The 17,823-nt window shown below is 67.0% G+C and carries 13 protein-coding genes and 2 riboswitches; of the genes, 4 read left to right on the plus strand and 9 right to left on the minus strand.

From position 1 onward, the window contains the following. Positions 1 to 109: 109 nt before the first annotated feature. Positions 110 to 2,017: a translational GTPase TypA gene (typA, locus tag ASF54_RS11760; protein ID WP_055963064.1), complete on the minus strand. Its 1,908-nt coding sequence runs from the start codon at positions 2,015 to 2,017 to the stop codon at positions 110 to 112. A gap of 176 nt (positions 2,018 to 2,193) precedes the next feature. Continuing rightward, positions 2,194 to 3,975, minus strand: coding sequence for an ABC transporter ATP-binding protein (locus ASF54_RS11765; RefSeq protein WP_055963067.1), 1,782 nt, complete (start codon positions 3,973 to 3,975; stop codon positions 2,194 to 2,196). 74 nt (positions 3,976 to 4,049) lie between these two features. On the opposite strand from ASF54_RS11765, the gene ASF54_RS11770 reads away from it, so the two are divergent. Beyond that, complete coding sequence (locus tag ASF54_RS11770) at positions 4,050 to 4,676, plus strand: PH domain-containing protein (protein ID WP_055963069.1); 627 nt, start codon at positions 4,050 to 4,052, stop codon at positions 4,674 to 4,676. Positions 4,677 to 4,729: 53 nt separating this feature from the next. On the opposite strand, the gene ASF54_RS11775 is transcribed toward ASF54_RS11770, so the two are convergent. The 3 genes from ASF54_RS11775 to ASF54_RS11785 all read right to left on the minus strand — a co-directional run bounded on the left by ASF54_RS11775 (position 4,730) and on the right by ASF54_RS11785 (position 9,299). Then, positions 4,730 to 5,782, minus strand: a complete 1,053-nt coding sequence (locus ASF54_RS11775) for an ABC transporter permease (RefSeq protein WP_084816226.1) — start codon at positions 5,780 to 5,782, stop codon at positions 4,730 to 4,732. 49 nt (positions 5,783 to 5,831) lie between these two features. Next, on the minus strand, positions 5,832 to 7,364 hold the full coding sequence (locus ASF54_RS11780; RefSeq protein ID WP_055963071.1) for an ABC transporter permease: 1,533 nt from the start codon (positions 7,362 to 7,364) through the stop codon (positions 5,832 to 5,834). Positions 7,365 to 7,538: 174 nt separating this feature from the next. After that, positions 7,539 to 9,299, minus strand: a complete 1,761-nt coding sequence (locus ASF54_RS11785; protein ID WP_055963074.1) for an ABC transporter family substrate-binding protein — start codon at positions 9,297 to 9,299, stop codon at positions 7,539 to 7,541. A gap of 329 nt (positions 9,300 to 9,628) precedes the next feature. Here ASF54_RS11785 and ASF54_RS11790 point away from each other — a divergent pair, with 329 nt between their 5' ends. Together ASF54_RS11790 and ASF54_RS11795 are read left to right on the plus strand one after the other, a co-directional pair. After that, the gene (locus ASF54_RS11790; RefSeq protein ID WP_199726205.1) at positions 9,629 to 10,408 is read left to right on the plus strand and encodes a CPBP family intramembrane glutamic endopeptidase; all 780 of its coding nucleotides are present in this window, start codon (positions 9,629 to 9,631) and stop codon (positions 10,406 to 10,408) included. 61 nt (positions 10,409 to 10,469) lie between these two features. Continuing rightward, positions 10,470 to 10,952 (plus strand): peroxiredoxin, encoded by a 483-nt coding sequence (locus ASF54_RS11795; protein WP_055963077.1) that lies wholly within the window; start codon positions 10,470 to 10,472, stop codon positions 10,950 to 10,952. Positions 10,953 to 11,026: 74 nt separating this feature from the next. On the opposite strand, the gene gcvP is transcribed toward ASF54_RS11795, so the two are convergent. The 4 genes from gcvP to ASF54_RS11815 form a co-directional block, all read right to left on the minus strand. Next, complete coding sequence (gcvP, locus tag ASF54_RS11800; protein ID WP_055963080.1) at positions 11,027 to 13,942, minus strand: aminomethyl-transferring glycine dehydrogenase; 2,916 nt, start codon at positions 13,940 to 13,942, stop codon at positions 11,027 to 11,029. Continuing rightward, the gene (gene gcvH / locus ASF54_RS11805) at positions 13,939 to 14,313 is read right to left on the minus strand and encodes a glycine cleavage system protein GcvH (RefSeq protein WP_055963084.1); all 375 of its coding nucleotides are present in this window, start codon (positions 14,311 to 14,313) and stop codon (positions 13,939 to 13,941) included. The genes gcvP and gcvH overlap by 4 nt, the downstream gene beginning before the upstream one ends. A 26-nt stretch (positions 14,314 to 14,339) precedes the next feature. Beyond that, on the minus strand, positions 14,340 to 15,482 hold the full coding sequence (gene gcvT, locus ASF54_RS11810) for a glycine cleavage system aminomethyltransferase GcvT (protein ID WP_055963087.1): 1,143 nt from the start codon (positions 15,480 to 15,482) through the stop codon (positions 14,340 to 14,342). A gap of 37 nt (positions 15,483 to 15,519) precedes the next feature. Further along, a riboswitch (glycine riboswitch) is annotated at positions 15,520 to 15,624 on the minus strand. 7 nt (positions 15,625 to 15,631) lie between these two features. Beyond that, positions 15,632 to 15,727, minus strand: a riboswitch (glycine riboswitch). 91 nt (positions 15,728 to 15,818) lie between these two features. Continuing rightward, entirely contained in the window at positions 15,819 to 16,376 is a 558-nt protein-coding gene (locus tag ASF54_RS11815; RefSeq protein WP_084816227.1) for an SseB family protein, read from the minus strand. A gap of 171 nt (positions 16,377 to 16,547) precedes the next feature. Between ASF54_RS11815 and ASF54_RS11820 the strand changes: the two genes are divergently transcribed. Beyond that, on the plus strand, positions 16,548 to 17,621 hold the full coding sequence (locus ASF54_RS11820; protein ID WP_055963090.1) for a DUF475 domain-containing protein: 1,074 nt from the start codon (positions 16,548 to 16,550) through the stop codon (positions 17,619 to 17,621). Positions 17,622 to 17,823: the final 202 nt, after the last annotated feature.

The raw sequence follows: 17,823 nt of genomic DNA on the forward strand, positions 1-17,823 counted from the left end.
CACGGGGCCGCAGCGGCTCCGGTTCCGGCCGAGCCGGAGTGAACGAGGAACGCCCCCGGATCCTGAAGACCAGGATCCGGGGGCGTTCCATCGAGCGGGAGTCGTACGACTACGCGTTCTGCTTCTTCAGGCGAGCGGTCGAGCGCTGGCGAGCCGACGCGTCGAGCTCCACCTTGCGGATGCGGATTGCGTCGGGGGTGACCTCGACGCACTCGTCGTCGCCGGCGAACTCGAGGGCCTCTTCGAGCGAAAGCACCTTGGAGGGCGTCATCGACTCGAAGTTGTCAGCCGTCGACTGACGCATGTTGGTCAGCTTCTTCTCTTTGGTGATGTTGACGTCCATGTCGTCGGCGCGCGAGTTCTCGCCCACGACCATGCCCTCGTAGACCTCTTCGGTGGGCTGCACGAAGAAGGTCATGCGCTCCTGGAGGTTGATGATGGCGAAGGGCGTGACGACACCCGAGCGGTCGGCGATGATCGAGCCGTTGGTGCGGGTCTGGATCTCGCCGGCCCAGGGGCCGTAGCCGTGGCTGATGCCGTTGGCGATGCCGGTACCGCGCGTGTCGGTGAGGAACTGCGTGCGGAAGCCGATCAGGCCGCGGGCGGGGACGATGAACTCCATGCGGACCCAGCCCGAGCCGTGGTTCGCCATGTTCTCCATACGACCCTTGCGCGAGGCCATGAGCTGCGTGACGGCACCGAGGTACTCGTCGGGCACGTCGATGGTCATGTGCTCGAAGGGCTCCTGCAGCTTGCCGTCGACGCGACGCGTCACGACCTGCGGCTTGCCGACGGTGAGCTCGAAGCCCTCACGGCGCATCTGCTCGACCAGGATGGCCAGAGCGAGCTCGCCACGACCCTGGACCTCCCAGGCGTCGGGGCGCCCGATGTCTTCGACCTTGAGCGAGACGTTACCGATCAGCTCGCGGTCGAGGCGGTCTTTGACCATGCGGGCGGTGAGCTTGTGGCCCTTGACCTTGCCGATGATGGGCGAGGTGTTGGTGCCGATCGTCATCGAGATGGCGGGGTCGTCGACCGTGATGGTCGGCAGCGGACGCACGTCGTCGGGGTCGGACAGCGTCTCACCGATGGTGATGGTGTCGAAGCCGGCGACGGCGACGATGTCACCGGGGCCCGCGCTCTCGGCGGGGTAGCGCGAGAGAGCCTTGGTGACGAGGAGCTCGGTGATGCGGGCGTTCTGAACGGTGCCGTCGTGCTTGACCCAGGCAACCGTCTGACCCTTCTTCAGCGTGCCGTGGAAGACGCGCAGCAGGGCGAGACGACCGAGGAACGGTGAGGCGTCGAGGTTGGTGACGTGCGCCTGGAGAGGGTGCTCGTCGTCGTAGGTCGGAGCCGGAACGTGCTTGAGGATCGCATCGAAGAGCGGCTCGAGGTCGTCGTTGTCGGGCAGCGAGCCGTTTTCGGGCTTGTTGGTCGACGCGGCGCCGGCGCGGCCGGAGGCGTAGACGACGGGGACGTCGAGGATGGCGTCGAGGTCGAGGTCTTCGACCTCGTCGGCCAGGTCGGACGCGAGGCCGAGAAGGAGGTCTTGCGACTCGGCGACGACGTCGTCGATGCGCGCGTCGGGGCGGTCGGTCTTGTTGACCAGGAGGATGACAGGGAGCTTCGCGGCGAGTGCCTTGCGAAGAACGAAGCGGGTCTGGGGCAGAGGGCCCTCGGACGCGTCGACGAGAAGGACGACGCCGTCGACCATCGAGAGGCCGCGCTCGACCTCGCCACCGAAGTCGGCGTGGCCCGGGGTGTCGATCACGTTGATCGTGATCGGACCGTCGGTCGCGTGCTCGCCGTTGTAGAGCACCGAGGTGTTCTTCGCGAGGATCGTGATGCCCTTTTCGCGCTCGAGCTCGTTGCCGTCCATCATGCGGTCTTCGGTGTCGAAGTGCGCGTCGAAGGAGTTGGTCTGCTTGAGCATGGCGTCGACGAGAGTCGTCTTGCCGTGGTCGACGTGGGCAACGATTGCCACGTTGCGCAGGTCACTGCGGATGGCAGTCGCCATAGTTGTACGTCCTTTTTCGAGAGGGAGGAGAGAAAGTCGATTGGGGGCAACCATGGCCCCGACCTCAAGAGTCTACCCGGAGCGGGGTGAACAGCGGGAAACGTCCTCCCAGAGCGGAACGAGGAGCACCCCGCGGCCTGCGTCGCGGGGTGCTCCTGACTGCCGTGAGCGGTCGGCTACTCGTCCGAGCCGGCCGCGAGGATCTGGGCGCGCAACTCGCGTCGCTCGCGCTGCACCTCCGGATCGGGCAGGGGGACGGCCGCGATGAGGCGCTGCGTGTAGGGATCCTGCGGGTGGCGGAGGATCGCGTCGCGCGTGCCGACCTCGGCCAGTCGACCCTTGTGCATGACCGCGATGCGGTCGGCCAGGATGTCGATCACCGCGAGGTCGTGGGTGATGAACAGGCAGGCGAACTGGAACTCGCGCTGCAGCTCCTTGAGGAGCTGGAGCACCGTGGCCTGCACCGAGACGTCGAGGGCCGAGGTCGGCTCGTCGGCGATGAGCAGCTGAGGTCGGAGAGCCAGCGCACGCGCGATGCCGACGCGCTGCTTCTGCCCACCCGAGAGCTCGTGCGGGTAGCGGGTGCGGTAGCTCTTCGGCAAGCGAACGCTGTCGAGGAGCGACTCGACCTCGTTGGTGAGCTCCTGCCCCTTGAACTTCTTCGCGAGCAGAAGCGGCTCACCGATGCTGTCGCCGATGCTCATCCGGGGGTTGAGCGACGACGAGGGATCCTGGAACACGATGCCGGCGTTCTTGTGCACCTGGCGCGTCAGCGCACGCGAGTGCTTTGACAGGTCGGTGCCGACGACGGAGAGGTGCCCCTCGGTGATGGGGAGGAGGCCGATTGCGGCTCGTCCGAGCGTGGTCTTGCCGGATCCTGATTCCCCGACGAGGCCGACGACTTCGCCCCGGCGAACGACGAGATCGACGTGGTCGATGGCCCGGAACGCCTTGACCCGACCCCGACCGGGATATTCGATGACGACGTCTTTGAAGTTCAGGACGGCATCCGTGTCGTCGCGGTCTTCCACGTGAGGCCGTCCGTCGACGGGAGACGACTGGTGAGTGACGGCGGCGACGGTCTCGGCCATGGCCTCCGTGATGTCGACGACATCGTCTTCACCACCGCCCTGCCCCAGGTGCGGCACGGCCTCCAGGAGGGCCTTCGTGTATTCGTGCTGCGGGTTGCGGAAGATCTGGAGTGTGGGGCCGGCCTCGACGACCTCGCCCTGGCGCATGACCGCGATGTGATCGGCGATGTCGGCGACGACGCCCATGTCGTGCGTGATGAGCAGCACGGCACTGCCGAGACGGTCGCGGAGACTACGGATCAGGTCGAGGATCTCGGCCTGGACCGTCACGTCGAGAGCGGTCGTGGGCTCGTCGGCGATCAGGAGGCCGGGGTCACACGAGATCGACTGGGCGATCATGGCGCGCTGGCGCTGGCCGCCCGAGAGCTGGTGCGGGTATGAGTTGAAGGCCTTTTCAGGATCCGGCAGCTCGACCATACCCAGGAGTTCGATGGCCCGCTCCCGTGCTTTCGAGGGTGCGATCCCGTAGTGCACGCGGAGCGTCTCGACGATCTGCGCGCCCACGGTGAACACCGGGTTGAGAGCCGTCATCGGCTCCTGGAAGATGACCGCCACGTCTTGACCGCGGACGCCCCGCATCTGCGCCGGCGAGATGCCGCGGAGCTCCCGGCCGTTGAGCTTGATGCTGCCGCCGACACGGGCGTTCCGCGGCAGGAGATCGAGGATCGACATGGAGCTGACGCTCTTGCCCGACCCGGACTCGCCGACCAGCGCCATGACCTCGCCGCTCTTGATTGAGTACGACAGCTTCTTGACAGCCGGTACCCAGACGTTGTCGACCGCGAAGTCGACGTCGAGGTCGGTCACCTCAAGGACGGGCACACCGTCGTTCGTCGTACGGGCGGGTGTCTCGTTGACCTGGGACATCAGTCGGTGGTCCTTTCTCGGCCGGCGCTAGCCGGTGTGCACTCTGTCACGGGCACCTCTGCGACGATGGAGTCATGTCGGACCCCGGATCGCCCACAGACGCCTCTTTTGTCTCTCGCTTCAACCGCGGGCTGGCCATCGCGATCTGGGCGCTGCTTCTGTTCGTCGCCGTGAGCCAGGCTGTCGGCAACCCCGAGTCGGCGGCGGCAGAGATACTGACGGCCGCGGCTATCGCCGCTCTGACGTGGATCGCCCTGTGGCGCCCCCGCGTCGAGGTCGATGCCGACGGCGTCACCCTCACCAACGTCGTTCGTCGAATCCACGTGCCCTGGGCCGCGCTGATCGACGTGAGCACTCGATTCGCCCTGACTCTTCACACGCCCGGCCACACCTACGCGGCCTGGGCCGCACCGGCGCCCGGTCGCACCGGAGCCGCCATGGCGCAGCGTCGCGAGAAGGGGACGCGCAGCAGCCCCCGCGGCGACCTCGGCAGCACCGTGCGGCCCGGAGACCTGGTGACGACCGAGTCGGGCGCTGCTGCCGACCTCGTCCGCGAACGATGGGAGCACCTGCGCGAGAACGGTGCGCTGGAACTCGGCCTGGCCGACAAGACGGCTGTTCGCGTCGAGTGGCTCTGGCAGCCGCTCGCGGCGGTTGCCGTTCTGGCTGTCGCGGGAGCCGTGCTGCTCGGTCGAGTCTGAGCTGGCGCTCTTCGCCCTGCGCGGGGCTACGACACCGGCGAAGCGGGTCGCCATCACTTGGTGACCGGCGGTGTCGGAGACACCTGGGTCGACACCTCGGCTGCGTCGGGCTCGGCCGTCTTGCGAAGGCTGAAGCGCTTGGAGCGCGGGTCGAACGCGTCGCGGAGGCCGTCGCCGACGAAGTTGGCACACAGGGCCAGGATCACGATGAAAGCGGCGGGCCACCAGAAGAGCCAGGGTCGGGTGGAGAAGGCCGACTGGTTGCCGCTGATCAGCAGACCGAGAGACGAGTCGGGTGACTTGATGCCGAAGCCGAGGTAGCTGATGGCTGTTTCGAGCAGGATCGCCGAGGCGACGAGCAACGTCGACGAGACGATGATCACGCCGATGGCGTTCGGCAGGATGTGGCGGAAGATGATCCGCACGTCGGAGGCGCCGGCGACCCGGGCGGCTTCGACGAACTCCCGCTCTCGCAGGGAGAGGAACTCGCTTCGCACCAGACGGGCGATGACCATCCAGGACACGACACCGAGGAGGGCCGCGAGGCCGAATGCGCCAAGGCCTCCGGCACCGGCGGATTTGCCGACGATCAGGCCGATCACCAGTGCGGGGATCACGATGAAGACGTCGGTGATCCGCATGAGGACCGAGTCGACCCAGCCGCGGAAGTAGCCCGCGAGAGCACCGACGACGACGCCGATGACCGTGGCGACGAGTCCGATCAGGATCATGACGAGGACGGAGTTCTGAATGCCGCGCATCGTCAGGGCGAAGTAGTCCTTGCCGATGCGGTCCTGGCCGAACGGGTGGTCGCCGAGGCTGAAGGGGAAGAGCTTGAGGGTGGGTGCGCCCTCGTTGACGAGAGAGTTGAGGCTCTTGTAGTCGTACTTCCACCAGCCGGGAATGGGCCCGAGGCCGATCGCGGAGATCGACAGCACGATCAGGAGGACGTAGACGATGATCGCGACGACGGCGACCTTGTTCGAGACGAAGCGCTTGTAGACGATGCGCCCTTGGCTCTCACCCGGGTTGTCGTCTTTGCGAGAGGCCAGATCGACGCCGTCGCCGATGCTCGGCTCAAGCGGGTTGCCTTGAATCGTGCTCATCGGGGGGCCTTTCGGTGGTTCGGGTTGACGGCGGAACGCAGCGGAAGGCTCAACGCGCACGCACCCTCGGGTCGAGGGCGGCGTAGGCCAAGTCAGCGAGGAAGTTGAAGGCGATCGCCGTGATGGCGATGACCAGGAAGTACCCCATGACCGGGTTGACGTCGGTCGCCGTGAGCCCCGTGATGAAGAGGTTGCCCATGCCGCTGATAGCGAAGACCGACTCGGTGATGACGGCACCGCCGAGCAGAGCGCCGACGTCGGTCGCCACGAGAGTCGCGATCGGGATCAGCATGTTGCGGAACGCGTGACGCACGATGACCGTCCGCTCGGGAAGGCCCTTGGCACGCGCCGTCCGGACGTAGTCCTGGTCGAGCACCTCGAGCATGCCGGAGCGGGCGTATCGCGTGTATCCCGCGAACGAGATGAGCAGCAGGCTGATGGTCGGAAGCAGGAGGTGAGTGTAGGTGTCGATTCCCGAGATCCAGAAGTCGCCGCCCAGCCCCGGTGTCTGCGAACCCACGGTCGCGAGCGGACGCCCGCCGACGGCGTCGACGTAGTTTCCCCACGACGCGACGAAGCGATCGAGGAGTACGACAGCCGCCGACAGCACGGCAGTTAGGGCGCCGATGCGCATCATCAGGCCACGGTCGTATCCGCCGACCAGGAAGCCGCTGATGAGCCCAACGGCGAGCGTCGCCACCGCGAGGGTGAGGATCGTGCCAAGAGTCGAGATGTTGAAGAGACCTTGCAGCGTGAAGTAGGCGATCACGGCGAGCACGACGTTGATGCCCGCGGTGATCCACGCCCGACGATTGTTGAGACCGGCGAGAAGGGCGACGACCGCGAAGGCGATGCCGAGGGAGAACAGGATGACGGCAAAGGGGCCGAGTGCCGGGCGGGCGAACCAGTCCGTCGCCGAGAGAGCGGCGAGGACGACCACGGTGGCGCCTCCGGAGATCACGAAGGCGAGGAGGCGCCGACGGATCGTTCCGCCGACGACGAGTTGGATTATGGCGCCGATCACCACCCCGGCTATGAGCAGTGTCGAGAGCGGGATCTTTGGATCCTGGAGGAAGTTGTTGTAGCCGAGGGCGACGAACGTCTTCAGCAGGACCGCCATGAGGAACGAGGGCAGCGAGAAGAGGAAGAAGCTGAACAGCGTGATCGTGTAGTCGAAGCCGCTGTAGACGCGAAGCGCGGTGATGATACCGAGCGCGATACCCAGCACGATGGCCAGGAGGAACGAGAGGGTGACCAGCTGGAGGGTGGAGCCCATGGCCGCCGGCAGCAGTGCCGTGATCGGCTGGTTCTGGAAGTTCACACCGAGGCTGCAGCTGCCGCCGATCGGGACGACACAGCGGGCGACGCCGCCGAGCCAGATGCCCCAGCGCAGGACGGGGTTGACGTCGAGGTGCTGCTGTTGGATGCGCGCCTCGATGAGGGCCTGTTTGTTCGGCGAGTTGCCGGTCTGCAGATCTCGGAGCGGGTTGTCCGAGTTGGCGACCAGCACGTACATGATGAACGACGCGGCGACCAGGACGAGGATCGAGACGAGAATTCGTCTCAGGATGAAGCTGACCATTGATTCGGGACCTTTGCGATGCGGACGCGCCCGTTCATGCCGGACAGGAGCATGACGAGGCTACTACGGGACTCGGCAGACGACGGGCGTCGAGTTCTTGTGAGAACCCGACGCCCGCCCTGTCGAGGTGTGGAACGGGATGGCCGTCCTACGGCCAACCCGGTCACGCTCTTGCTATTTGGTCCAGTCCCAGATGTTCCAGACGATTCCGGTCTGGCCACCGAAGAACTTGACACCCTTGAGGTTCGAGTTCGTCGCGAACAGGCCCGGCGTCTGGAAGAGGGGCAGGCCGTAGGCGTCGGCGAACGTGCCGGCGTCGATCTGCTCCTTCTCGGTCAGGAGCTGGTCAGCGTCAAGAGTCGTCTGCGTCTTGACCGCGAGGTCGCTGACGGTCTTGTCGTTGTACTTGTTGTAGTTCCCGCTGTTGTTGGTCTCGAACAGCTGCGGAAGGGCGGCGTTACCGGCACCCGGGTTGACCCAGCCGAAGATCGACGCGTCGTAGTCGCCACCGGCGAGGAGTTCGCTCCACTTGGGCGAGCCACCGTCGGTGACCTTGATGCCGGCCTTGGCGGCGGAGGCCTGGATGGCCTGGAAGGAGTCGACGCGGTTGGGGTTCAGCGTGTTGTAGAGGATCTTGACGGTCGGAGTCGCACCGTTCAGGAGCTTCTTGGCCTGGGCGATGTCGACCTTGTCGTAGTCGCTCGAGCCGTTCTTCGAGACGGACTCCTCGTAGCCCTCCTGGCCCGGCAGGAAGACCTGCGAGTCGAGCACCTTGGCGCTGGAGTTGATCGGGGTGACGATCGACTTGAGGATGTCTTCGCGAGGGATGGTCAGAAGGAACGCCTTGCGCACGTTCTCGTCTTTGAAGACCGACGAACCGAAGTTGAGGTCGAGGTGGTCGTAGGCGACCTGGCTGCCGTCGATGACGGTCGAGTTCGCGGCCTTGAGGGCCTTGACCGTGTCAGCGGAAGGCTGCGGCTGGATCGCGTCGACCTCGCCGTTCTGGAGAGCCGTCACCTGAGCGTTCGCATCGCCGATGAAGCGCATGACGAGCTTCGAGAACTTGACGGTGTGGTCGCCCTTGTATTCCTTGTTCGGGACGAACGTCATCGACTGCTTCGGGGTCCAGGCCGAAACCTGGAGGGGTCCGCCGGAGACGAGGAGGTCTTTGTCGCTCGGAAGCGACGTGGCGTCGTAGCCCGTGTTGATGAGCTTCGCCGCGGCGAGGATCGTCTTGTTGGGCGAAGCAGGCTTCGCGGTGTCGCCCTTGGGCGTGTCGAGGATGGCCTTCGTGAGGTCTTCGGTCGAGACGCCGGCCTTCTTCGCGACGATGTGCGCCGGGAACTGGATCGGGTTCACGAGCTCCCAGTCGACGTAGGGCTCGTCGTAGGTGTACGTGATGGTGTGGTTGTCGTTCGAGACCGTCGGGAGGTTGGTCGAGAACGGCGCGCCAGCCGCGGTGGAGAAGTACTGCGTGCCCTTGGTGACTTCACCCGCATCGTTCAGGGTGGCCGAGTCGTAGTACCCCGACGCCTGAGCCCATCCGAGGAGGAGGTCGTCGGCGGTCATCGCCGTGCCGTCGGACCACTTGTCGTCGTCGTTCAGCGTGTACTCCACCTTGAGCGGGTTGTCGCTGAGCTTCTTGTACGAGCCGAGATCGGAGTTGTGAACGATCTTGTACTGGTCGTCGAGAGTGAAGAACTGCGGCTGGGTGAGGTAGTTCACCATGCCGTTCGTGTCGAGGTTGCCCTGGGGGGTGTTGTAGTTGAACGACGAGACCTCGTTGACCTGGGCGATCGTGACGTTGCCGCCGGTCTTGGACGTCTCGTTGTCGGTGGCACCCGAGGTGGTGCAGCCGGAGAGGACGACAGTGGCCGCCCCTACGAGTGCAATGGCCCCGACGAGCGGGCGCAGTCGCTTACCAGTGATTTTCACTGAATGTTCCTCCTGATGGAATGTGACGCACAGCGGCTCCGGGCAAGGGGCACGGCGGACCGCTCTGGATAAGAAGACACTAAGGAACGGGTTGCAATTCGCCAAACCGCCGAACAAAGCGTTACGACTTGGAAACACGCCAAGCGAGTTTCTTGCACGGGTGGCCGGTAATTAGCGCGGCGCTCCTGCGCGACGCAATAATCGTGCGTTTCAGGCAGCATGCAGGTGCGTCCAAGTATTTCAAGCGGGGTAACTCGATCTGACATCATTGCCCGGTGACCCGCCGCCCGTTCTTCCGTGCCCCGCTCGATTTTCCGGTGGCCGTTCCTCTGCCGTCCGGCACCACGCGAGGTCGCCTGCGCGCCGAGATCCTCCTCGTCCTGGGCCTCTCCCTCGGGGCGAGCGCCGTGTACGCCGTGGTGCAGATCCTCGATCTGCTGACCCGGCCCACTCCTCTGTCGAGCCAGACGGCCAACCTCAACAACTCTCTCGACAGCCGCGAACTCTTCGACTTCGTCTATCAGGTGCTCGGCATCGCGTTCGACCTGGTGCCGGTCATCCTCGTCGGGTTCCTCCTCTGGCAGGCCGCCTCGCCCCACCTGGCGCGTCTCGGCCTCGACTTATCGAGCGGTCGCCGCTTCGGGCGCGATGCCCTCGGCGGTGCCGGTCTCGCCCTGACCATCGGCATCCCGGGTCTCGCCCTCTACTTCGCCGGACGCGCCATCGGCATCACCGTCGATGTCGTGCCGACGAACCTCGCAGCTCACTGGTGGACCGTGCCGGTGCTGCTGCTCTCTGCGCTGCGCTCCGGTGTGACCGAAGAAGTGATCGTCGTCGCCTACCTGTTCGCGAGGCTGCGCGACCTCGGGTGGCGACCCGTCTGGATCCTTCTGTCCGCCGCCCTTCTCCGCGGCACCTATCACCTGTATCAGGGCTTCGGAGCATTCGTCGGCAACGCTGTCATGGGCCTCGTCTTCGGGTGGCTCTACCTGCGATTCGGCAGGATCCTGCCGCTCGTGATCGCGCACTTCCTCATGGATGCGGCGGTCTTCGTCGGCTACCCCTGGGCCGCCGCCGCTTTCCCGGCGCTGTTCGGGACGCCCGGCTGACGTCGTGCCGGGCCCGCTGATTCCCTGCTGACTCGCGGGCCGGCGGCACTACCGTTGCGGCATGAGCATCCCCGATGTCGGCGCCGCGGCCCCCGACTTCACCCTTCCCGGCATCCAGCTCGTCGACGGCGAGGTGGTCCGGTCGGAGTACTCCCTGTCGGCAGCCGCCGGATCGCCGTTGATCCTGGCGTTCTACCCGGGCGACGAATCAGCCGTCTGCACCGCCCAGCTCTGCAGCTACCAGACCGAGCTCGCGGGCTTCACCTCGCTCGGAGCCACTGTCTGGGGCATCAGCAAGCAGGGCCTCGACAGCCACGAGCGGTTCGCCCGCAAAGAGGGGCTCAACTTTCCACTGCTGTCTGACGAGCAGGGCAAGGCCGTCAGCGCCTACGGTATCGGCCTCGCGGGGATCGGCCTGCGCCGGTCGGTGTTCGTCATCGACGCTGCGGGTGTGCTGCGGTGGAAGCACGTCGCGCTCGTCGGCGCGCGTTTTCAGAAGCCCGAGGTCTTGCAGAAGGCTGTCGCCGAGACTCTCGCCGCGTAGCCCCGCTTGACACCGCTTTTCGGGCCAGGCACCGCCGATGGGCGGGTGGGGCACCGAAAAGCGATGTCATGCGACTAGGCGAAGGCCTCGACGGGTGGGCACGCGCAGAACAGGTTGCGGTCGCCGTACGCCTGGTCGATCCGGCGCACCGGCGGCCAGTACTTCGAGCGGACCAGCGACTTCAGCGGGTAGACGGCTTCTTCGCGGCTGTAGGCGGCCGTCCACTCCCCCACGATCGCCGACTCGGCGGTGTGCGGGGCGCCACGGAGCGGTGATTCCTCGGCCGACCACTCGCCGGCGCCGACCCGATCGGCCTCGTGCTTGATCGCGATCATCGCGTCGACGAAGCGGTCGATCTCGGCCAGATCTTCGCTCTCGGTCGGCTCGACCATGAGAGTGCCGGCGACCGGGAACGACATCGTCGGCGAGTGGAATCCGTAGTCGATGAGCCGCTTGGCCACGTCGTCGACGGTCACGCCGGTCTCGTCGCGGAGCGGCCGGAGGTCGAGGATGCACTCGTGCGCCACCAGCCCGCCGTCGCCCGAGTAGAGCACCGGGTAGTGGTCGCGGAGACGCGCCGCCACGTAGTTGGCCGACAGCACAGCTGCCCCGGTGGCCTCGGTGAGGCCGTCGGTGCCCATCATGCGGACGTACGCCCACGAGATCGGCAGGATACTCGGCGACCCATAGGGTGCGGCCGACACGGGCACGCCGGCGTGAGCGAGGCGAGCCCCGTCGACGGCGCGAGGCGCTCCGGTGCGACGATCCGCCTGCTGCGCGAGGGGATGCCCGGGTAGGAACGGCGCGAGGTGCGCCTTCGCCGCGACCGGCCCGACTCCGGGCCCGCCACCGCCGTGCGGGATGCAGAACGTCTTGTGCAGGTTGAGGTGCGACACGTCGCCGCCGAACTCGCCGAACCGCGCGAAGCCGAGCAGCGCGTTGAGGTTGGCTCCGTCGACGTAGACCTGACCGCCGGCGGCGTGCACGGCGTCGGTGATGTCGCGGATGTCGTGCTCGTAGACACCGTGCGTCGACGGGTAGGTGATCATCAGTGCGGCGAGCTCGTCGGCGTTCGACTCGACCTTCGCCCGCAGGTCGGCGAGATCGACGTTGCCCTGCTCGTCGCAGGCGACCACGACGACTCGGAGGCCCGCGAGGACGGCGCTGGCTGCGTTGGTGCCGTGCGCCGACTGAGGAATGAGGCAGACGGTGCGCGCGTCGTCGCCGTTCGCCAGGTGGAACCCGCGAATGGCCAGGAGGCCCGCGAGCTCGCCCTGGCTTCCGGCGTTCGGCTGCAGCGAGACCGTATCGTACCCGGTGACCTCGGCGAGCCAGCCCTCGAGCTGCCCGATGAGTTCGAGGTAGCCCCGGACGTCTGCCGCGGGTGCGAACGGGTGGATGTTCGCGAACTCCGGCCAGGTCACGGCAGCCATCTCGGTCGCCGCGTTCAGCTTCATCGTGCACGAGCCCAGCGGGATCATGCCGCGGTCGAGCGCGTAGTCCTTGTCGGCGAGGTGCTTCAGGTACCGCATCATGCTCGTCTCGCTGCGGTGCGTGCGGAAGACGGGGTGCGTGAGGTAATCGCTGGTGCGCAACTGGGCCTCGGGAAGCGGCGAGCTGGATCCTTCGGGCACCTCGATGCCGAGCAGTTCGCCGAGCACCACGAGGTCGTCGCGGGTCGTCGTCTCGTCGGTCGAGATCGAGACGGTGTCGGCGTCGACCTCGAGCAGCAGGTAGCCGCGCTCGTGGGCGGCGCTGACGATCGCGCCGGCGCGTCCGGGAACCGTCACGGTGACCGTGTCGAAGAAGGGCAGAGCCGAGGATCCGAGGCCTCCGGCCTCCGCGCCCGCCGCGAGGTCGACCGCGTGCTGGTGCGTGCGCTTCGCGATGTGCTTCAGCCCCCACGGCCCGTGATAGACGGCGTACATGGAGGCCATGACGGCGAGGAGCACCTGCGCCGTGCAGATGTTGGAGGTGGCCTTCTCGCGGCGGATGTGCTGCTCGCGGGTCTGCAGGCTGAGGCGGTAGGCGGGGTTGCCGACGGCGTCTTGCGAGACGCCGACGAGACGGCCGGGGAGCTGGCGTTCGAGGCCGGTGCGTACGGCCATGTAGCCGGCGTGCGGGCCGCCGAAGCCCATGGGTACGCCGAAGCGCTGGCTCGTGCCGACAGCGACGTCGGCACCGAACTCGCCGGGTGCCGTGATCATCGTCAGCGCCAGGAGGTCTGCGGCGACTACTGCGAGACCGCCGCCCAGGTGGACGCGATCGACGACGGGCTCGGGGTTCCAGACCACTCCGGACGCGCCGGGGTACTGAACGAAGACACCGAACGCCTCGGGGATCTGATTGACGTCGATTCGTGCGAGCGGAAGTTCGACGAGGTCGATGCCGACGGCCTCGGCACGGCCGTGCAGAAGAGCCTTGGTCTGAGGGAGGGCGTCGGCGTCGATGACGAAGACGTTCGCCTTCGACTTCGACGCGCGGCGAGCCAGAAGCATGCCCTCGACCACCGCGGTGGCCTCGTCGAGCATGGACGCATTGGCGGTGGTGAGGCCCGTCAGCTCGGAGACCATGGTCTGGAAGTTGATCAGGGCTTCGAGACGCCCCTGCGAGATCTCGGGCTGGTAGGGCGTGTAGGCCGTGTACCAACTCGGGTTCTCGAGGACGTTGCGCTGGATCACGGCCGGAGTGACGGTGCCGTAGTAGCCGAGGCCGAGGAACGAGCGGTTGACCGTGTTGCGGTTCGCGATGGTGCGGAGCTCTGCGAGCGTCTCCTGCTCGCCGATGGGCTCCGGGAGCACGCTCAAGGCGAGGGTTCGGGCGTGGATGCTGTCGGGGACGGCGCGCTCGACGAGCGAGCGGACGCTCTCGGCGCCGATCGCGTCGAGCATGATGCGCTGCGACTCCGGGGTCGTGCCGATGTGGCGGTCGACGAAGCCCTCGGCCGCGGTGCCCTCGATCAGGCCGCTCGCCCGCTGCTCCGCGCTCATTCGGCGGTGAGAGCGACGTACTCATCGCGGGTCAGGAGGGCGGGGAGGTCGCCCGAGAGCGAGATCTTGACGAGCCAGCCGTCGTCGAACGGCGAGGAGTTGACGAGGTCGGGGCTGTCGACGACAGCGTCGTTGATCTCGGTGACCGTGCCGAGCACGGGGGCGAACAGTTCACCGACCGACTTGGTCGATTCGATCTCGCCGACGACCTTGCCGGCCTCGACGTCGGTGCCTACCGTGGGGAGGTCGACGTAGACGACATCGCCCAGCTTGTCGGCGGCGTAGTCGGTGATTCCGACGGTGGCGGTGTCTCCGTCGATCAGGAGCCACTCGTGCTCGGCGGTGTATTTCAGGGTGGTCAGGTCAGACACGGGGGTGGCCTTTCGACGATCTCGGCTTAGGAGCGCTTGTAGAACGGGAGTGCGACGACGGTCGCGGGAATGACGGTGCCGCGGACGTCGACACCGAGCACGGTGCCGACTGCGGACGAGGCTTGTTCGACGTAGGCCATGGCCACGGGGTGGCCGAGGGTCGGCGAGAGCGCGCCGCTCGTCACGACACCGACGACGGCGCCGGCCCCATCGACCACCGAGTACTCGGCACGTGCGGCGCGGCGCCCTTCGAGGGTCAGGCCCACCAGGACGCGGGCATCATCGGACGCGGTGACGCCGTCACGGCCGATGAAGCTCGCCTTGCTCGCGTCGACGACACGGCCGAGACCGGCCTGCGCCGGCTTGGTGTCGAGACCGAGCTCATGACCGTAAAGAGGCATGCCCGCCTCGAGACGCAGGGTGTCACGGCTCGCGAGACCGGCGGGCACGACGCCGCGCGGGGCACCCGCCTCGGCCAGGGACTGCCACAGGAGTGGAGCGGTCTCGTTGTCGATGTACAGCTCGAAGCCGTCCTCCCCCGTGTAGCCGGTGCGGGCGATCAGCACGGGCGCATCGTCGAAGGTGCCCTGGAGCACCCGGTAATAACGAAGCTCGGAGAGGGGGGCGTCGGGGGCGAGCCGATCGCGGGTGATGAGCTCGTCGAGCACGCCGACGGCCTCGGGCCCCTGGATCGCGATCAACGCGGTGTCGTCGCTCTCGTCGTCGACCGTCACGTCGAAGTCGTGGGCGCGGGTGGCAAGAGCCGAGAACGCGGCGTCGCGATTGCCCGCGTTCGCCACCACGAGGAAGTCGTGCTCGTCGAGGCGGTAGACGACGAGGTCGTCGATGATGCCGCCCTCATCGGCGAGCAGCAGCGAGTACTTAGCGCGGCCGACCGCGATCGTCGACAGGGTGCCGGCCAGGGCGTGGTCGAGAAAAGCCCCGGCGCCCGGCCCCACGACGGCGATCTCGGCCATGTGCGACAGGTCGAAAAGCCCCGCTGCCGTGCGCACCGCGTGGTGCTCCTGCAGGTCGGACGAGTAGCGGACCGGCATCTGCCAGCCGGCGAAGTCGGTGAAGCTGGCTCCGGCCGCGACGTGCACCTCGTGCAACGGGCTGTAGCGCGGCTCGACCGCGTCTTCGGCGGGAGGGACGATGGCATCGGTCATTCAGGACTCCGGGGGCGATGTTCGCGTGTCAGCTAGGGAGTCCCCCTCTGTCATGGGCCTGAGAGTTTCGCCGCGCCCAGGGGCGCGGCTTTCACCGTCGGCGAGGCGCGATGGTGTGCTCCTGCTTTTCAGAGTGGCCAGTGTGCTGCTACTTCGCCGCGGTACGTGTACCTGAGAGATTGGCGGGGATGCTTGCTCCTTCGGTGGCCGACCGGTGTGGTCGGAGGCTCTCCCGCGGCGTGTGTCTGGCCCGATGTTCGATTGTGATGTGCCTGGTGGATCGCGGTCGAGCCTAGCAACGGGATGTTTCCCGCGTGTGACTTCGAACCGATCGGCCTAGAAGTTCGGAATACCCGACGGGTCGACCTTGCCGGGGGTCGTCGTCGGAGCGGCGGGTTCGTCCGTCTGCGCCTGCTCCATCGCGGCGACCATATTGCGCACATCGTTCGCGAGCTGCTGCACTCCCTCGGCGAGCATCTCGAAGCCCTCGGGGTTGCCGGGGTTGACGACGAGCCCGGTTTCGGCCGGGATCGCCTGGACGAGATCCGCTGCGGGCAGTTGCACGGCATACGACGCGACGTCGGCGACCTGCGGAGGAATGCGGTCGATGTGGGTGAAGACAGCCAGCATCGGCATGCCCTCGCGGTCGAACAGCACGGGCTGCAGCTCGTTGAGGTCGTCGGTGACCTCGGTGGCGGTCGGAACCACGATGAGCGCGTTGACGAACTGCGCGATGACATCGTTCATGTCGCCCTGACCGGCCTGGCCGTTGGCGATCGCAGCCTCGAGCGGCGTCGACTCGCGCGCTTCTTCTTGCGTGTCAGCTGTCTCGCCGGTGGTCGATGCGTCGATGTTCTGGGGCTCGTTCGTGTCGGCACCCTCGGTGGAAGTCATCAGAACACCTTGCCCGCCCAACCTCCGTAACCCCTCAATCGACGGCGGCGAGTCGGGGGACGTCCGCGGTACCCCGCGACATCGGCGCGGAGGCTCCGTCCAGGCTCGACTGACTGACTGGGCTCCTCGGCTCGACGACGCGCCCCCGACTCCCCCCGAGAGGACACCCCCGTGCGCCCGATCGTCCGCAGCAGCCTCGCCCTGCCGCTCCTCTTACTGGCCGTCTGCGTGCCTGTCGCGTGGATCCTGCTCTCGCCCGCTGCCGCGGCCGCCCTCACGGCCCTCGCCCTGCTCGAGATCGCGATGGCCGCCGACACGTCGGTGCCGATGGCCGGGATCGCGGCAAGGATCCAGCATCCCGCCCGACGACTCTTCCTCTCTGTCGGTCTGGTCCTCGGAGTCCTCGCCATGAGGTTGCTGCTCCCGCCGACCGCCGTGGCCGTGACGCAGGCCGAGTCGCCGGCCGACGCCGCAGCGGAGGCCGTCCTCCAACCCGGCCTCTTCGCAGCGCATCTGGCGGCGGCCCGACCCGGCATCGCCGCGTTCGGCGCGGTGTTCATCTGGCTGGTGTTCTCGGAGTACCTCTTCAACGTCGAACGGACGAGCCGCCGGGCGTGGCTGGGCCGCGTCGAAGCCGCCCTCGCGCGAGTCCGCTTTCCCCGCGCAGCCGCACTCGGCGTGGGGGTGGCGGCCGCCGCGGTCTCCGTCGCTCTGGCCGACCCGTCCGTCCGGGGCGCACTTGCGATCGGCAGCGCCACCGGGATCGCGGCCTACCTCGCGAACAAGGTCGTGGCCGCCTGGTCGACCCGCGACGGGGCAGCGGGCTGGAAGCTCCACCTGCATGCCGCGACAGTGGTCTTCGAGCGCGGCCTGACCGTGTTCATGCTCTTCGAGATCCTCGACGGGTCGTACACGCTCTCGTCGACGAGCTCGTCCCCCGGGTTGAACTACCTCGAAGAAGCCGCGGTGGCCGTCGTCGGGGTGGCAATCGGAGCCGTCTTCCTTGCTCGCCTCACAGCGACAGTCAACGCCGAGCGCGGGCTCAAGCGCCTTCGCTATCTCAAGGCGGGAGCGGCCTACGTCCTCGGCGTGCTCTCCGTTCTCCTCTGGGCGAGCCTCGCCGTACCCATCCCCGGCGGACTGGCCGGCTGGTTCGGCAGCGTCATCATCGGCCTCGCGCTGCTGACGTCGATCCCTCGCAGGCGCTCGCTCCGCAACCAGGATCCGGTCGCTCCGGCTTCGTGAGCATGTCTCGATGGTCACGGCTCGGTAACAACGAAAAATCGAGCAAACCATTCCAGGGGTGGTGGCGAACACATGACATCGGGCAAACGCCCACTGAGTACCCAAGAGGCATTCACAATTTATCCACGTAAGGAACAGCTCATGCGCAAGTTCTCGAAAGCTACAGTCGGATTCGCTACCGCCGGCCTCCTCGTCGCCGGCG

Source organism: Frondihabitans sp. Leaf304 (assembly GCF_001423105.1).
Lineage (GTDB): Bacteria > Actinomycetota > Actinomycetes > Actinomycetales > Microbacteriaceae > Frondihabitans.